Source organism: Roseibium sp. QJM3NY_11, assembly GCF_056173175.1.
The window spans coordinates 1127649-1142487 of sequence record NZ_CM149660.1; the positions used below are offsets into that span (position 1 = coordinate 1127649).

10 protein-coding genes and 2 pseudogenes are annotated in these 14839 nt (G+C 58.9%); 10 read left to right on the forward strand and 2 right to left on the reverse strand.

The annotated features are described in order from the left end of the window. Positions 1 to 65 precede the first annotated feature (65 nt). The 5 genes and pseudogenes from AC0VX3_RS05170 to AC0VX3_RS05190 form a co-directional block, all read left to right on the forward strand. Positions 66 to 908, forward strand: a complete 843-nt coding sequence (locus AC0VX3_RS05170) for an FAD binding domain-containing protein (protein ID WP_475523824.1) — start codon at positions 66 to 68, stop codon at positions 906 to 908. A 4-nt stretch (positions 909 to 912) separates the two neighbouring features. Continuing rightward, on the forward strand, positions 913 to 3651 hold the full coding sequence (locus tag AC0VX3_RS05175; protein ID WP_475523825.1) for a molybdopterin-dependent oxidoreductase: 2739 nt from the start codon (positions 913 to 915) through the stop codon (positions 3649 to 3651). 154 nt (positions 3652 to 3805) lie between these two features. Next, positions 3806 to 5801 (forward strand): annotated as a pseudogene (locus AC0VX3_RS05180) (hydantoinase/oxoprolinase family protein). Further along, positions 5798 to 7492 carry a hydantoinase B/oxoprolinase family protein gene (locus AC0VX3_RS05185; RefSeq protein ID WP_475523826.1) on the forward strand — a complete coding sequence of 565 codons (1695 nt, stop codon included), beginning with the start codon at positions 5798 to 5800 and terminating at the stop codon, positions 7490 to 7492. Before AC0VX3_RS05180 ends, AC0VX3_RS05185 begins: the two are co-directional and overlap by 4 nt. Before the next feature lie 471 nt (positions 7493 to 7963). Continuing rightward, positions 7964 to 8224: pseudogene (locus AC0VX3_RS05190) on the forward strand (IS3 family transposase); the annotation flags it as partial. A 254-nt stretch (positions 8225 to 8478) separates the two neighbouring features. Here the strand turns inward: AC0VX3_RS05190 and AC0VX3_RS05195 are convergent. Then, positions 8479 to 9159, reverse strand: a complete 681-nt coding sequence (locus AC0VX3_RS05195; RefSeq protein WP_342893190.1) for a FadR/GntR family transcriptional regulator — start codon at positions 9157 to 9159, stop codon at positions 8479 to 8481. A gap of 171 nt (positions 9160 to 9330) precedes the next feature. On the opposite strand from AC0VX3_RS05195, the gene AC0VX3_RS05200 reads away from it, so the two are divergent. From AC0VX3_RS05200 to AC0VX3_RS05220, 5 genes are all read left to right on the forward strand, one after another. After that, a complete protein-coding gene (locus AC0VX3_RS05200; protein WP_475523827.1) occupies positions 9331 to 10221 on the forward strand; it encodes a fumarylacetoacetate hydrolase family protein in 891 nt (296 codons plus the stop codon). Positions 10222 to 10288: 67 nt separating this feature from the next. After that, complete coding sequence (locus tag AC0VX3_RS05205; protein WP_475523828.1) at positions 10289 to 11314, forward strand: ABC transporter substrate-binding protein; 1026 nt, start codon at positions 10289 to 10291, stop codon at positions 11312 to 11314. Continuing rightward, complete coding sequence (locus AC0VX3_RS05210; protein WP_342893187.1) at positions 11311 to 12120, forward strand: ABC transporter ATP-binding protein; 810 nt, start codon at positions 11311 to 11313, stop codon at positions 12118 to 12120. The genes AC0VX3_RS05205 and AC0VX3_RS05210 overlap by 4 nt, the downstream gene beginning before the upstream one ends. Then, positions 12117 to 12983, forward strand: a complete 867-nt coding sequence (locus tag AC0VX3_RS05215) for an ABC transporter permease (protein ID WP_475523829.1) — start codon at positions 12117 to 12119, stop codon at positions 12981 to 12983. The genes AC0VX3_RS05210 and AC0VX3_RS05215 overlap by 4 nt, the downstream gene beginning before the upstream one ends. Then, positions 12967 to 14052, forward strand: a complete 1086-nt coding sequence (locus AC0VX3_RS05220; RefSeq protein WP_475523830.1) for an Ldh family oxidoreductase — start codon at positions 12967 to 12969, stop codon at positions 14050 to 14052. The genes AC0VX3_RS05215 and AC0VX3_RS05220 overlap by 17 nt, the downstream gene beginning before the upstream one ends. Before the next feature lie 95 nt (positions 14053 to 14147). Here the strand turns inward: AC0VX3_RS05220 and AC0VX3_RS05225 are convergent, their stop codons facing one another. Then, positions 14148 to 14837, reverse strand: coding sequence for a GntR family transcriptional regulator (locus AC0VX3_RS05225; RefSeq protein ID WP_475523831.1), 690 nt, complete (start codon positions 14835 to 14837; stop codon positions 14148 to 14150). Between the last annotated feature and the right edge of the window lie 2 nt (positions 14838 to 14839).

Sequence of the window (14839 nt, forward strand, 5' to 3'; positions counted from 1 at the left end):
TGACAGTTTCAATTCAGTCGGGTCTTATTTTGTTAGTATGCAAATGAAATGCATTGAGGTTGCCGATGCAATTCCATCGACCAGATTCTCTGAATGCCGCCCTTGAAGTGCTGGCGACCGAACCGGTCAGGCTGCTGGCCGGAGGAACGGATTTCTTTCCGGCTCTCGCAGGAAAAACAACGTCCGATCCGGTATTGGACCTTAGTTCCATTGATGCTTTGCGGGGCATTTCCGAAGAGGCCGGCAGGTGGCGCATCGGTGCGACTACCACCTGGTCAGATATCCGGGATGCGCAGTTGCCTGCTCAGTTCAGGGCGTTGCAGCTGGCTGCGGCCGAGGTTGGGTCTCTTCAAATCCAGAATGCCGGCACGATTGCAGGCAACGTCTGCAATGCGTCCCCGGCAGCCGACGGGGTTCCGCCGCTTCTCGCGCTGGATGCGGAAGTGGAAATCGCCGGGCCGAAGGGTGTCCGGACCGAACCCCTGTGCGATTTCATCACGGGCGTTCGCAGGACGGAGCTGAAATCAGGTGAGCTTGTCACCGCACTCAATATCCCGAAACACCCTGGCAGTCGGTCATTTTTCCTGAAGCTCGGCGCCCGGAGGTATCTGGTCATTTCGATTGCGATGGTGGCGGTCAACGTGACGGTGTCCGGAGACGGGAACCTTAAAGCAGTTTCCATTGCCGTGGGGGCCTGTTCCGCAGTCGCCAGGCGTTTGCATGGCCTCGAGCAGGCGCTGCTGGGGTCGTTGCCGGGTTCAGTAGAATTCAGGGAAATCGTTCAGACTGCAGATCTGTCGGAATTGACGCCGATTGACGATGTCCGTGCCCCAGCAGCCTATCGTCTGGACGCGGTAAGAATATTGATCGCGCGTGCCATCAAACATGCTGTCGTAGGGGGGAGTTAGGATCATGGCGATCGCGGATTATGAACCGTCCTCCTGCGTATCTTTGGAACTGAACGGCTGCCGTGTCCGGCTTGGCGGACCTCCCGGCGAACGACTTTCCTTTGCCTTGCGGGAGCGCGCCGGTGCGACAGATGTCAAGGTTGGCTGCGATGCCGGTGATTGCGGAGCCTGTACTGTTCTCATCGACGGCGAGGCCGTGTGCGCCTGTACAACAGCGCTGGGCCAAGTTGAGGGCGCGCAGGTCGAAACGCAGGCAGGGCTCGTTCGGAACAGTGAAATTGCCAAGGCTCTTGCCAACTCCTTTCAACGGCATCAGGCCGCGCAATGCGGCATCTGTACTCCGGGGATGATGGTTGCCGCTGTCGGACTGCTGCGCGAGAAACAGGCGCCGAACGAGCAAGACGTTCAAGATGCCCTCGGCGGTGTCCTTTGCCGCTGCACCGGATACCGAAAAATCATTGACGCGGTGATGGACTGTGAAATCTCGGATGGCACTCCGGTCGGTGGCGTCGGCGTGCCGATGGCCCGCATCGACGGACTGCAGAAGGTAACCGGCACCGAGCTTTTCAGCGACGATGTTGCCAGCGAAGACGCTTTGGTTCTGCGTGTGGTTCGGTGCCCGCATCACCGGGCAGGCTTCACATTCGGCGACCTCGAGGCGTACTGTTTGGAAAACGGCCTCGACCTGATCCTGACCGCAACAGATGTGCCCGGGAAAAACTGTTTTGGCGTGATTCCGGGCTTCGAGGATCAGCCGATGTTTGCCGAGGGTGAAACCCGCTTCAAGAATGAGGCCGTCGCAGCCATTGTCGGCCCTGGGGAGTTGGTGAATGCGCTGGAATTGGCGCATTTTCCAGTGGCATTCACCGCTCTTCCCCACGCCCTGATTCCAGGCGAAGCATCAGCCATTGACGACTTGCACAAAGAAAGAGCAGACAACGTCATGTGCCGCGGTTTTGTCCAAAAAGGAGACGCGGAAGCGGCCATGGAGGCCGCTGACGTTGTCGTCGAAGGCCGGTTCTCGACGGGCTTCGTAGAGCATGCCTACATCGAACCGGAAGCCGCATTCGCGCGGCGTGTCGGCGACCGGATAGAAGTGCATTGCTGCACGCAAGCGCCGGTGATGAACCAGGAAGGACTGGCTGTTCTGCTTGGATTGAGCAAGAACGATGTTCGTGTCATTCCGACTGCGGTCGGTGGCGGGTTCGGATCAAAGCTTGATCTGACCGCCCAGCCTTATGTGGCGCTGGCAGCGTGGATCCTGCGCAAACCGGTGCGTGTCACCTACAGCCGGATTGAGTCGATCACGACCTCGACCAAGCGCCATCCGTCTGAAATTGCGATGAAGATCGGCGCAGACAGGGACGGCAACATCGCCGCTGTCGAGTTCGACGGGATTTTCAACACCGGAGCCTATGCGAGCTGGGGTCCGACGGTTGCGAACCGGGTTCCCATCCATGCGTCCGGTCCCTACCTGACGCCGAACTATATTGCCCGCAGCGCCGGGATTCACACCAATACAACACCGTCCGGCGCGTTCCGAGGTTTCGGCGTGCCGCAATCGGCGCTCGCGCAGGAACCGCTCTATGACGATCTTGCCAATGCCCTCGGCATCGACCGCCTGGAATTTCGCCGCAGGAATGCCTTGAAAAACGGCGACCCGACAGTGACCGGACAGGTCTTCGAGACAGGTATGGGTATTGTCGATTGTTTCGACGCACTGGAACCGTCCTGGATCCGGGCGCTGGAGGAGGCCGGCAGCTTCAACGCCAAGGGCGGGCCCGTGCGTCGCGGTGTCGGTATCGCAGGCGGCTGGTACGGCTGCGGAAACACATCCATGTCGAACCCGTCGACGATCAAGGCAGGCGTTCGTGCCAGTGGCAGAATCGTGCTGCATCAGGGCGCGGTCGATATCGGTCAGGGGTCCAATACGGTCATTGCGCAGATCTTTGCAACAGCGCTGGGGGCTCCTGTCCACCAGATCGAACTCGTCGGACCGGACACCGACCTGACACCGGATGCCGGCAAGACCTCGGCCAGTCGTCAGACCTTTGTCACCGGCAATGCGGCCCGTCTGGCAGGGGAAACTCTGAGGGCTCGAATTTTACGTCTTGCGAACGTTTCGGCCGAGGCCGAGCTGAAATTCGCCGACGGTCTCATCAGCGTTTCGGACGACCGTGAGGAAAGGGAAATATCACTCGTGATGCTGGAACCGGACTCTGCTGAGTATGTTCTGGAGGTGGCCGGAACCTACGATCCACCCACCCAGCCTCTCGACGAGAATGGCCAGGGCGTTCCCTATGCGGTGTTCGGCACGACCGCCCAGATGGCCGAACTCGAAGTGGATCTCGAACTCGGGACCGTGAAACTGTTGAAGATCACGGCCGCGCACGATGTCGGCAAGGCGATCAATCCTCTTCTGGTGGAAGGGCAGGTGCAAGGTGGCGTGGCACAGGGAATTGGCATGGCGCTGATGGAGGAGTTCTTGCCGGGCCGGACGGAAAATTTTCACGATTACCTCATTCCGACCTTTGGCGACGTGCCACCCATCGAGACCTTCATTCTGGAGACCGGTGACGAGCACGGCCCCTATGGTGCCAAGGGACTGGGCGAACACTGCCTGATCCCGACCGCACCGGCGATCTTGAACGCAATCAAAGATGCATGCGGTGCGCGTGTCGCGCATCTGCCGGCGACACCGGACAAGGTTCTTGCCGCGATCAAAGCCCTCAAGCGGGCATGAACTTCAACGAGCGCACCCTAGACTAAGAACAGACCAATAAATGAAATCATCCCCATCAAGCGCTCCCGACACTTCGCATCTGCAAGCAGCCGGAGATCTGGCCACCTCCAAGGTGGCAGGTGTTGACGTTGGCGGGACCTTTACGGATCTCGTCATGTATGACGCCGAAACAAGGTCGGTCCGGCTGGCTAAAACGCCGACAACGCTGGACAATCAGGCGTTCGGTGTTCTCAAGGCGCTGGAACTCGCCGATGCCGATCTTTCCGCGCTTGATCTGATCGTTCACGGCACCACCACAACGACCAACGCCGTGCTGGAACGGACCCTTTGCACGACCGGCCTGGTCACGACGGAGGGGTTCCGGGACATTCTGGAACTCGGGCGGCGCACCCGGCCCCAGGCTTACGGCATGAAAGGCGAGTTCAGGCCTGTGATACCGCGGGACCTGAGGCTGGAAGTGCCCGAGCGTTTGATGGCCGATGGGACAGTGTACAAGCCCCTGGACGAGGACGCCTTCAAAAGGGCCTTGCGGGAACTGCTGGACAAGGGCTGCGAGGCACTCGTGGTGCATTTTCTGCACGCCTACGCCAATCCGGCGCATGAAATCAGGGCCGGTGAAATCGCGGCTGAAATCTGGCCGAATGAAAACATCACTCTTGGTCACGCTCTCCTGTCGGAAAGCCGGGAGTTCGAACGCGGCGTGACCGCAGCCATCAACGCGTCCGTGCAACCCTTGCTGCGCCGCTATGTCGAGCGGCTGGCCGATCAGCTCTCCGAAAAAGGCTACCGGCACGATGTCCTGGTCATGAATGGCAACGGGGGGATGGTCTCCGCACGCCATGTCGCCGTCGAGGCGGCCAAGACAGTCATGTCTGGTCCGGCATCTGGTGTCATGGCCGCCGCATACACCGGGCGTCGTGCCGGAATTCCAAACCTTCTGACCTACGACATGGGTGGAACCTCGACGGAACGTCGCGCTCATCCGCGATGCGGAACCGGCAGTCTCCAACGAGATCGAAATCGAATATGCCATGCCGATCCATGTACCGATGGTGGATGTGCGCACGGTGGGTGCCGGCGGAGGCTCGATCGCCCGGATCACGGAAGCGGGCCTGCTGCAGGTCGGCCCGGAGAGCGCAGGGTCAATGCCCGGTCCTGTCTGTTATGGCCGGGGGGGCACAGAGCCGACTATTTCCGACGCCAATATCCTTCTCGGCCGCATGAATCCCGAGAAACTCAATTCCGTGTCCTCGACAGTGTCGCTGGCGGATATCGAGGAGATTTTTTCCGAAAAACTTGGAAAGCCATTGGGGATCGGCGCTCAGGAGGCGGCTGCCGCTGTCCTGAGAATAGCCAATACCCGCATGGCCGACGCGGTGCGTATGGTTTCCGTCAGTCTTGGCGAAGACCCGCGCGACTATGCCTTGTTTGCCTTCGGCGGCGCCGGCCCGTTGCACGCGACCTCCATCGCGAGGGAGCTCGGCGTTCCCCGGGTCCTGGTCCCCTCGCGTCCCGGGATTACCAACGCATTGGGCTGCGTTGTGGCCGACCTGCGTCATGATTTCGTCAACACGGTCAACAAGCCGCTGTCGGTTCTGGAGATCGAAGATGTATACGCGCTGTTCGACACCCAGGCGTCTGAAGGCAGGGCTCTCATCGAAAAGGAAAATGTTCAGATCGAGGAACTCAGGGAGGTCTATTCCGTCGACATGCAATTCATCGGGCAGACCCATCTCCTGCGGGTGCCGTTGTCAGGGCCCCGTCCGAGCCTGGACGAACTGCAACATCTTTTCGAAAAGTCCTATTTCAATCGTTTTCACGTGGAATTGCCGGAGATCAAGGCAAGTCTCGTCAACGTTAATTGCTCCGTGATCGGCCGCAGATCCGAAATAGACCTTTCGCTGCTGATCGATCCTTCCGGACGGAAGGGCTCTTTCCAGGACGCGATGACGGGTCGCCGGGCTGTGTGGTTCGACAACCTGATGGACACGCCGATCTACTGGCGCGATCACCTTCCGCTCGATGCGGAGATCACCGGGCCTGCCATCATTGAACAGATGGACACGACGATCGTCATCGATCCGCGCGACAAGGCCGTGCAAGACCCGGACGGCAATATCATCATTGAACTGGGAGCCGCCGGCGCATGAGCATTGATCCGATCACCCTCAGCGTCATTCAGTCCGGCCTGCAGCAGGTCTGCGACGAGATGGATCTCAGTTTCTCCCGCGCCGCGTTTTCTCCCGTGATCGCGGAGGCAAATGACCGGTCCGACGGGATCTATTCCGCGCGGGACGGGTCCTTGATCGCGCAGGGGTCACAAGGGCTGCCGGTCTTTGTCGGTACAATGCAGTACTCGACACGTGTCCTGATCGAGATGATCGGGCGGGGCGAAGTCGCGGCTCCGGCGGAGGGCGACATCTATATCGTCAACGATCCCTATCTGGGCGGCACGCATCTGATGGATGTGCGGTTTGCCATGCCCTTTTACCGGGACGGCGACATTTTTTGCTGGCTGTCGAATACGGGGCACTGGCCCGACACAGGCGGTGCGGTTCCGGGCGGCTTTTCCGCATCTGCAACTTCGGTGGAGCAGGAGGGGTTGCGGCTGCCGCCGGTCCGCCTGTTCAAACAAGGTGAGCTCGACCGCGAAATCTATTCCATCATTTGCTCGAACATCCGCGTTGCCGATCAGCGGATCGGCAACGTCAAGGCCCAGGCCGCCGCGCTGCTGGTCGGCGCGGAGCGGTTGACGAGGATCCTCGACCGGTACGGGGACGATGTCGTGAAGCAGTCGATCGAGGAACTCAGACAGCGTGCGGCGGATCAGATGCGCGCGAACGTGCGGCTGATCCCGAACGGGATCTACCGCTCCAAGGCCTATGTGGATTCCGACGGCGTGGTCAACGAACCACTTGTAATCAATCTGGCGATCGAAGCGGCTGACGGTGAACTGATGTTCGATTTTTCCGGTTCTTCCGATCCCTGCAAAGGGCCGATGAATTCCGTTCTGGCGACGACCCTGTCTTCGGTCTATCTCGCCATGCGTCATATCTTTCCCGAAGTGCCGATCAGTGCAGGCGCTTTCGAACCGCTCAAGGTGCGCCGTCCGGAAGGGACCTTTCTCGACGCGCAATATCCGCGGCCGGTTTCCGGATGTGCGGCGGAGGTCAGCCAACGGGTTGCCGAGGCCGTCTTTGCCGCTCTCGTGGAAGCATTGCCGGACAGGGTGACGGCTGCACCGGCAGGCAGTTCCGGAAACTTCGCACTCGGCGGATATGATCCGGCAAGCGGACGCGAGTTCGTGATGTATCAGATCTCGGGAGGCGGTTACGGAGGCAATTCCGATCACGACGGATTGACCAACGGCTGTTCGACGATCGGGATTTCCAAGGCGCCGCCGGTGGAAATCATGGAGCAGCAGTTTCCCGTTCTCTATCATCGCTATGCGCTCAGGGAAGGGTCCGGGGGCGCGGGCAGGCATCGGGGCGGGTTCGGACTGGATTACGAGATCGAGCTGCTCCGAGGCCATGCAACGGCCAGCTTTGTCATGGATCACGGACGGTTCGGGCCGCAGGGCGCCCTTGGTGGACAGGACGGTCAGCCAAATTCCGTCACGGTCTGGCAGGACGGGAAGGCCATGGTTCCCGAGCACCTTTCCAAGGCGCAGGACATTCCCCTTCAACCAGGCGACAGGGTCCGGGTCGGTACTCCGGGGGGCGGCGGTTACGGACCTCCGGAAGAGCGGGAGAACGATCTGATCGAGCAGGATGTCCGATTGGGCCGTTACACGGCAGCCGAAGCAAAGGCGTCTTTCGGAAAGTCGCCGTCGCCTGCCTGACGAAACAACGACATGAACCCTGCGTTCGATTGTGTCAGCACGGCCTGAAATATCCTCCGTGCCATCAACATCCGATGTGCCTGTCAGGACACAAGCAGCATGGTATTTTTGTAAGCCTCGGCGTGATCAAGCTCCCGCAACCAAACAACAACCCCGTCAGCATAGCTGGCGGGGTTTTTTGTTGCTCAACGGATGCCGGTCAGAACCTCTGTGGGCTCCTTCAAGAAGGGAAAAGCCCGGCGCAGAACGGCACAAAACAACAAATCCTGACAACGAAAACAAATCAAATGCCCGCTTGGGAAACCAGCGGGCTTTCCTGCGTTCAAAAGCCGAGGTGGAACAATGCGACGGGGAGACCGGGGACCTGACAGTCCAGGGAAAGTTCGGCGCCAAAGCGCGAAAATCTCAAATCCTGATCACGGGTCGGGTCCCGGTGAAAATCGGCAGCAGGCCCATTCGCTATTCTGAGGGGCGGGCATCGAGCTGTCTGTCGGAAGCGTTGGCGTCAGTTACGACGATGCACTTGCCGTAACGATCAACGGTTTTTACAAGGCCGAGGTTATCCATCGGCCGGGACCTTGGCGAAACTTCGAAGCCGTGGTGTTTGCCAGGCTGGAACGGATCTACTGGTACAAGAGCCGCCGACAACGTCCGGAGCCTATCGGCGCCCTACCGCCAACCGAGGCTGAAGAACGATACCACGCCATGCTGAATCAGGCAGCCATGGCCGCAAAAGTTAAACCAAACGGTCTCCGGGAAACCCTGTGCGGTTCAGACCTTCCGTTGCTGGTGGGAATGACGTGTACCTTTGGTGTCTCGATAACATGCTCAGACATAGCTTTCCTCGCCTCGAATCGGATGTTGTCAGGCCCACGGACGCGCGATGCCGATTTAGGATCACTTGCTCTGTGACCTGGATCGAATACGCAAGAAACAAACTTGTCGGCAGTGAGTTGAGGTCAACCATTTCCCGGATTGGTCGGGCCTCAATCCTCCCCCAAAACGACCTCCGGCATCATCCGCGAATAAACTGAACGAAGATGTTGCTGCATCATCTGCATGGCCAGTTCTCCGTTTCTGGCCGTGATGGCGCGCACAATCGCATCGTGTTCGACAAAGCTGGTATAGCCGGGTCCGGGCTTGCGGGTATCGCGCGGTTGGCCCCAGACAATCGAGCGGCGTACCGAGTTCAACGTTTCGAAAAAATACAGGTAAAGCTGATTGCGTGTGCCGCGTGCGATCACGTGGTGCAACTTGTTGTCCCAGGCTTCGTAAGCGCGCCAATCCTTTGCTTCGCAGCACTTCTCGGCGCATATTTTCATTTGTTCACAGTCGGATTTGCTCGCGTTTTTGGCCGCAAGCCGCGCCAGTTCCGGCTCAATGCTGTATCGGACCGTGATCACCTGTTCGGGCTTTATCTGGTCACGAAGGTAGGTAACATCCTGAAGGTTCAGGACGGGCCGCGAGCCAACAAAAGTGCCGCGACCGACATGCCGCCAGATCAACCCTTGCGCCTCCAGATCGGCAAGGGCCTTGCGCAGTTGGTTGCGTGTCGTGTCCAGACGTTTGCACAGTTCGCGCTCGGGCAAGATGCGGTCATTCAACCGATATCCGGCACTGTCGATCAGGTCACGCAGTCTTTGTGATACCGCGGTTGTCTCATTCATATCGCCACCCAATTTACTGATTGGTTGATTGAATTAGAGCGAGAGTCAATCAACTCTTATCGGCAAGGTTAGCAAGAGATCGCAGGATATCGCGACACTCTGCTGCAAAAAAGACAGTGTCGGGAGGAAAATATCGTGCGACTAGCCACAGTGTCAGCGGGTGGAGAGCAAATGTGTGCGGCCGTTCTGAATGACGACCGCCTTTTGAGCCTGTCCAAAGCCGCGCACCATCTGACGGGACCTGCCGCCGAGGCATTGAAGGCAAATTCAATGCTCCTTCTGATTGGCGGACCGCCAGAGACGCTCGATGTCGCTCGCAGTCTTGTGGCAGACGCCGAAGCCGGTGCTCTTGATACGGCAATTTTGACCGAAGGAGCAGAGCTGCTGGCGCCAATTCCGGTCATTCGCAAGAATGTTCTTTGTGTCGGGCGCAACTACACGGAACACATCGCCGAGGGGGACCGGGCACAAAAGCAAAAGGTCGGCGTAACCGAATATCCGGTTTTCTTCACCAAGCCACCAACGTCCATCGTGGGCCCGGGGGGCGATGTGCTGACTTTTCCGACCGTCTCAAAACAGACTGACTACGAAGTTGAACTGGCGGTGATTATCGGCACGCCGGGGCGCAATATCGCCAGAGCGGACGCAATGAAACACGTCTTCGGCTACACCATTTTGAATGACATCTCCGCCCGCGACGTCCAGCGCCGCCATGGCGGGCAGAATTTCAAGGGAAAGGCCTTTGATGGCTCGTGCCCCATGGGCCCCTGGATCGTGACCGCGGACGCCATTGATGATCCTCATGCATTGCCGATTTCACTCACGGTGAATGGTGAGACCCGGCAGGACGGCAATACCGCGGACATGATTTTCGATATCGAGACACTCATCGCCTCGTTGTCGGAGGGGATGACTTTGGAGCCCGGTGACATCATCGCGACCGGCACGCCGTCGGGCGTGGGATACGCCATGGACCCACCAAGTTTCCTAAAAGATGGCGATACCGTCACTTGTAAAATTTCAGGGATCGGCACGCTCACGAACTCGGTGCGCGCCGTATAAGCGATCTTCCGAAGACGCCGATAGGACGAGGGGGATTGGAAAGAACGCGAAGGGAGGACTAAGCGTTATGATGAATCGTAGAACATTTACGTCGTTGCTGTCGGCGGTGCCGGTAGCGGGACTGCTAGGAAAGGGTGCCTTTGCGCAAAGCCTGCGCGAAATCACTTTCGTGCAGCCGAGCCCGTCTGCCATCAACTCATTTCCGGTCTTCGTCGCCATCGGCGAAGGTTATTTTGAAGACGAAGGCCTGAACGTTACGGTCGAAGCCATCAACGGTTCGGGTGCGGTTTTGCAGGCATTGTCGGCAGGGCAAGCGCACTTTGGCCGTCCGGGCCCCGGCCCGATGATCGCAGCGCGCTCGCGCGGCGTGAACGCGGTGCATATCTACAACGTGGCTGCACGGAGCAACTTTGGAATCGCGGTCCAGGAAGAATCCGACTATCAGTCGATCGAGGACCTGCGCGGCAAAGTTATCGGGACCGGTACAGCGGACGGTGCCGAGGTGGGCTTTGCCCGCAACGTGCTGTCGGGTGCCGGAATGGTCGAAGGCACTGACTTTGAGTTCCTCACTGTCGGTGACGGCGGCCCGGCAACCGCGGCGTTTCTGAACGGCGAGATTGACGCCTACTCGGCGTCCACCGCAGATACCGCCGTTCTCAACCAGCGCGGCATGAAGGTGCGTGACATCACGCCCGCCGAGTTCGGCCGTTTCTTCGGCAACGGTATCGCCACCATGGCCGATACGATCGCAAACGACCGTGAGCTTGTCGAAGGTTGGAGCCGGGCCTTTGCCAAGGGCCATGCCTTTGCACTGGACGATGCCAATCGTGATGCGGTCCTTGCCCACCTTGCTGCAGGCAACCCGCAGGAAGGTGAAGACAAGGAGTTCCAGGCGGCACTGTTCGACGCGGTACGCTCAAAGACGATTGCTGGTGGCGACAGCCCGCATCTCGGCTGGTATCCGGCGCAAGTGTGGCAAGAGTGGCAGGATGCTCTTGTCGCTGGCAATGAAATCTCGGGTCCTCTCGACGATCTGAGCGCGGTTTGGACCAATGAGTTCGCTGAACTCGGAAATTCGGCTGTCGGCAAATGAACGCCCCATTGGCATATGAATACTCCGGCGCATCATCTGATGCGCCGGTTTATGAGTTGACCAACGTCAGTAAAACCTACGCGCGCAATTCGGTGGTCGCGCTGGAGAACGTGGATCTCACCTTGCGCCACGGGAGCTTCACGTCGATCATCGGATCAAGCGGTTGCGGGAAATCGACCCTGTTGAAGATCATGGCAGGTCTCATTCCTCCCACAAAAGGCCGTGTGGTCCTTCAGGACAAGCCTGTTACCGGCCCGCGGCGGGACATCGGAATGATGTTCCAGCAGGCCACGCTCTTCCCATGGAAGACTGCGGTTGAAAACATCGTGCTGCCGATCGAGATCCGGGATGGAAAAGCGGCTGCCAAGAAAGCCAAGAAAAAGGCGCATGACCTTCTCGACATGGTCGGGCTGAAGGGGTTTGAGAACGTTTATCCCAACGAATTGTCTGGCGGCATGGCGCAGCGCGCCTCTATTTGCCGGATGCTGATTACTGAACCGGCGGTTCTGCTTCTGGACGAGCCGTTCAGCGCGCTCGACGAGCTGTCTCGCGACATGATGAATATGGAATTGCAAAGAATTTGCCGTGAGCAGGACGCGACGGCCTTTCTGGTCACCCATTCCATTCAAGAAGCGGTCATCCTGTCGGATGAGATCGTCGTGATGAAACCACGCCCGGGCCGAATTGCTGAGATCGTCAAGGTTGATCTGCCCCGGCCGCGCACGCTTGACTTGATGACGACACCGAGATTTGGCGAAATCGTGGATCACATTCGCAGCATGTTGGACAAGGGAGAAGGCATGTGACTGATGCGCCGATCAATCAGCAGCCAGAAACCGGGGCTGCGGACGATACCGTCTGGGTTCAGGAAGTTGCTTTTATCGATTCCATACCCCGCTGGATCGCCATGACATTCGTGTTCGTGGTTTTCATCGGCACATGGGATGTGGTGACGCGCCTCGAGCTCGTTTCGCCGATCATTTTGCCCACGCCGTGGGAAACCTTCGACGATATGATTTTTGTTGGAAGCAATCTTTTTAGCGGCGGCTATATGCTTGGCTCTCTTTGGATCACGATCCAGGAGGTTCTCTACGGCTTCGCGCTTGCCATCGCCATCGGCTTCTCGCTTGGCGTCCTCGTCGGCGAAACAGTGTTCGGGGAAAAAGCTGTCATGCCCTACCTGGTGGCCATCGACACCATGCCGAAGGTCGCCTTTGCGCCCCTCTTTGTGGCCTGGCTGGGCTTTGGCATCGAATCCAAAGTGTCGCTGGCGGCGTTTATCGCCACCTTCCCGATCGTGGTTGGAACGGCGGCGGGCCTTCACTCAGCTGATGAAAATGCCCGCATGCTCTTCAAGACCATGGGCGCGAGCCGGATGCAGACATTGATCAAGATGAAGCTTCCAACCGGGCTTCCGCAGATCTTCACAGGGCTCAAGATCGGCGCCGTTGGCGTGATGGCTGGCGCGATCACGGGCGAATTCCTGGGCGGCGGCAAAGGTTTTGGCGAACTGATCCGGGTCGCTGCATCCCAGCTCAATACGCCGCGCGTGTTCTCCTTGATCCTGTATCTGAGCCTCGTCGGGCTGGCGCTGTACCTGATCGTGCAATGGACGCAGCGCAAGGTCGTCTTCTGGCAGAAGGAATCCGTAGGTGCACACGATCACTGAAGCATCCACCATACCGGTGCATACCCTGCGCGATTTCGTTTCGGCGGCGCTGCAGTCGAAGGGCGTCCCGCATGATGATGCCGTCAAAGTCGCCACACTCATGGTAGAGGCGGACATCTTCGGGTATGGCACACACGGTGTTTTTCGCCTGCGGCAGTACCTGGCGCGTCTGGACGGGGGCGGCTGCAACCCGACCCCGTCGGTGACCGTGGCGCATGAAACAATTGCCACGGGCGTGATCGACGGGGACGACGGACTTGGTCATCTTGCAATGTCCGCGGCGCGTGATCTGGCCATCGAAAAGGCACGCGCTGCCGGTATCGGCTGGGTTGGCGTTCGCCGCGGCAATCATGCCGGGCCCCTGGCGCTCTATGTGAGGCCGCAAGCCGAGGCTGGTCTGCTTGGCATGGCGGCGGCAGTCGGAAGCGCGAACCACGTTCCTCCGTACGGGGGAACCGACCTTCTTCTTGGCACCAACCCGATTGCGTTTTCGGCGCCTGCCGCCGGTGCCGATCCATTCGTATTCGACATGGCCACCACCGTTGCAGCGATGGGAAAGATCAAGACGCTTCTGCAACAGGGCAAGGAGATGCCGGAAGGCTGGATGGTTGGGCGGGACGGTAAACCGCTCACGGATCCAACCCGGAAATCGGAGGGCTTCCTCCTGCCGATCGGCGGCGCGAAAGGGTTCGGGCTGTCGGTTGCAATCGGGCTTATGGCAGGTGTCCTCAACGGGGCTGCCTTCGGATCAGACGTCGTCGATTTCACGAACGACACGACCTCTTCCACCAATACCGGAATGTTTGTCATGGCACTTGATCCCGTAGCCTTTGGAATTGGGGACGACTTTGCGAGCACCGCCAGCCGGGTCTTTGACGAGATGCGTGCCTCGGAGCCGCTTCCGGGTCATGATCCCGTGCGTTTGCCGGGTGACGGCAAGACCGCGGCAGCTGATGCGCGCCGGTCCATCGGCCTTGCCCTGAACCCCGCTCTGCGGCGCGACCTGAATGTGCTTGCCGCTGATTGCGGACTGCCAGCTCCGTTTCCGGATGAACGCGCAAAAGGCTGAGAATGCGTTTGTTCGGAGCGCTTCCGCGTGAGAAGCGATGCCGGCGATGTCATTCTGACAGCGCCAATTCAAAGGCACACTGAGACCAGTGTGCCTTAAACGGCTTCAACGTCGGGTGCGTTCTGCAACCAGCGCAGCACCGAAGTTTGCTTGTTTTTCATGTGAATAAACAAGATTGACGCCAGCTTCTTGCCATCGCGCGCTTCCAGCGTTCGAATGATTTCATTGTGTTCGTCCACGGCTTCGCGCCAGCGCTCGTCAGACATATTGGCCGCATATCGTGCGCGCAGCATACGTGCTGACAATGCCATGCTGGAGTTAGCCAGGGTCTCGTTTCTTGCCGCAGAAAGTATGCCTAGATGGATTTCCTGGTTCAACTTGAAATAAGCGGCCAAGTCCCTGTCACGATAGCTTTGTATCATTGCGTCGTGAAGTGAGCGGATCTTGGCGATTTCCTCATCAGAGATCTTTTCGCAGGCCAACTCCCCCGACAGGCCCTCAAGAACGGCGAGCACCGGAAAGACCTCTTCGACCTCTTCCATTGTGACGACGGTGACCCATGCTCCGCGATTTGGTTCCAATCGGACCAACCCCTCTGCGGCCAAAACCTTCAACGCTTCGCGCAATGGGGTCCGTGATACACTGAATTGTTCGCAAAGGGCCTTTTCCGGGACCTTTTTGCCCGCGGCCATCTGGCCCTCAATGATCAAAGGACGCAGACGCTCCACCAATTCAAGGTGAAGCGACCTTCGTTCGATTATCATGTTTGCGGATACATCAGTCATTT

Excerpts from the sequence above, each read along its gene's own strand:
- AC0VX3_RS05170 (WP_475523824.1), top strand. The coding sequence starts at position 66 with ATGCAATTCCATCGACCAGATTCTCTGAATGCCGCCCTTGAAGTGCTG.
- AC0VX3_RS05175 (WP_475523825.1), top strand. The coding sequence starts at position 913 with ATGGCGATCGCGGATTATGAACCGTCCTCCTGCGTATCTTTGGAACTG.
- AC0VX3_RS05185 (WP_475523826.1), top strand. The coding sequence starts at position 5,798 with ATGAGCATTGATCCGATCACCCTCAGCGTCATTCAGTCCGGCCTGCAG.
- AC0VX3_RS05195 (WP_342893190.1), bottom strand. The coding sequence starts at position 9,159 with ATGAATGAGACAACCGCGGTATCACAAAGACTGCGTGACCTGATCGAC.
- AC0VX3_RS05200 (WP_475523827.1), top strand. The coding sequence starts at position 9,331 with ATGTGTGCGGCCGTTCTGAATGACGACCGCCTTTTGAGCCTGTCCAAA.
- AC0VX3_RS05205 (WP_475523828.1), top strand. The coding sequence starts at position 10,289 with ATGATGAATCGTAGAACATTTACGTCGTTGCTGTCGGCGGTGCCGGTA.
- AC0VX3_RS05210 (WP_342893187.1), top strand. The coding sequence starts at position 11,311 with ATGAACGCCCCATTGGCATATGAATACTCCGGCGCATCATCTGATGCG.
- AC0VX3_RS05225 (WP_475523831.1), bottom strand. The coding sequence starts at position 14,837 with ATGACTGATGTATCCGCAAACATGATAATCGAACGAAGGTCGCTTCAC.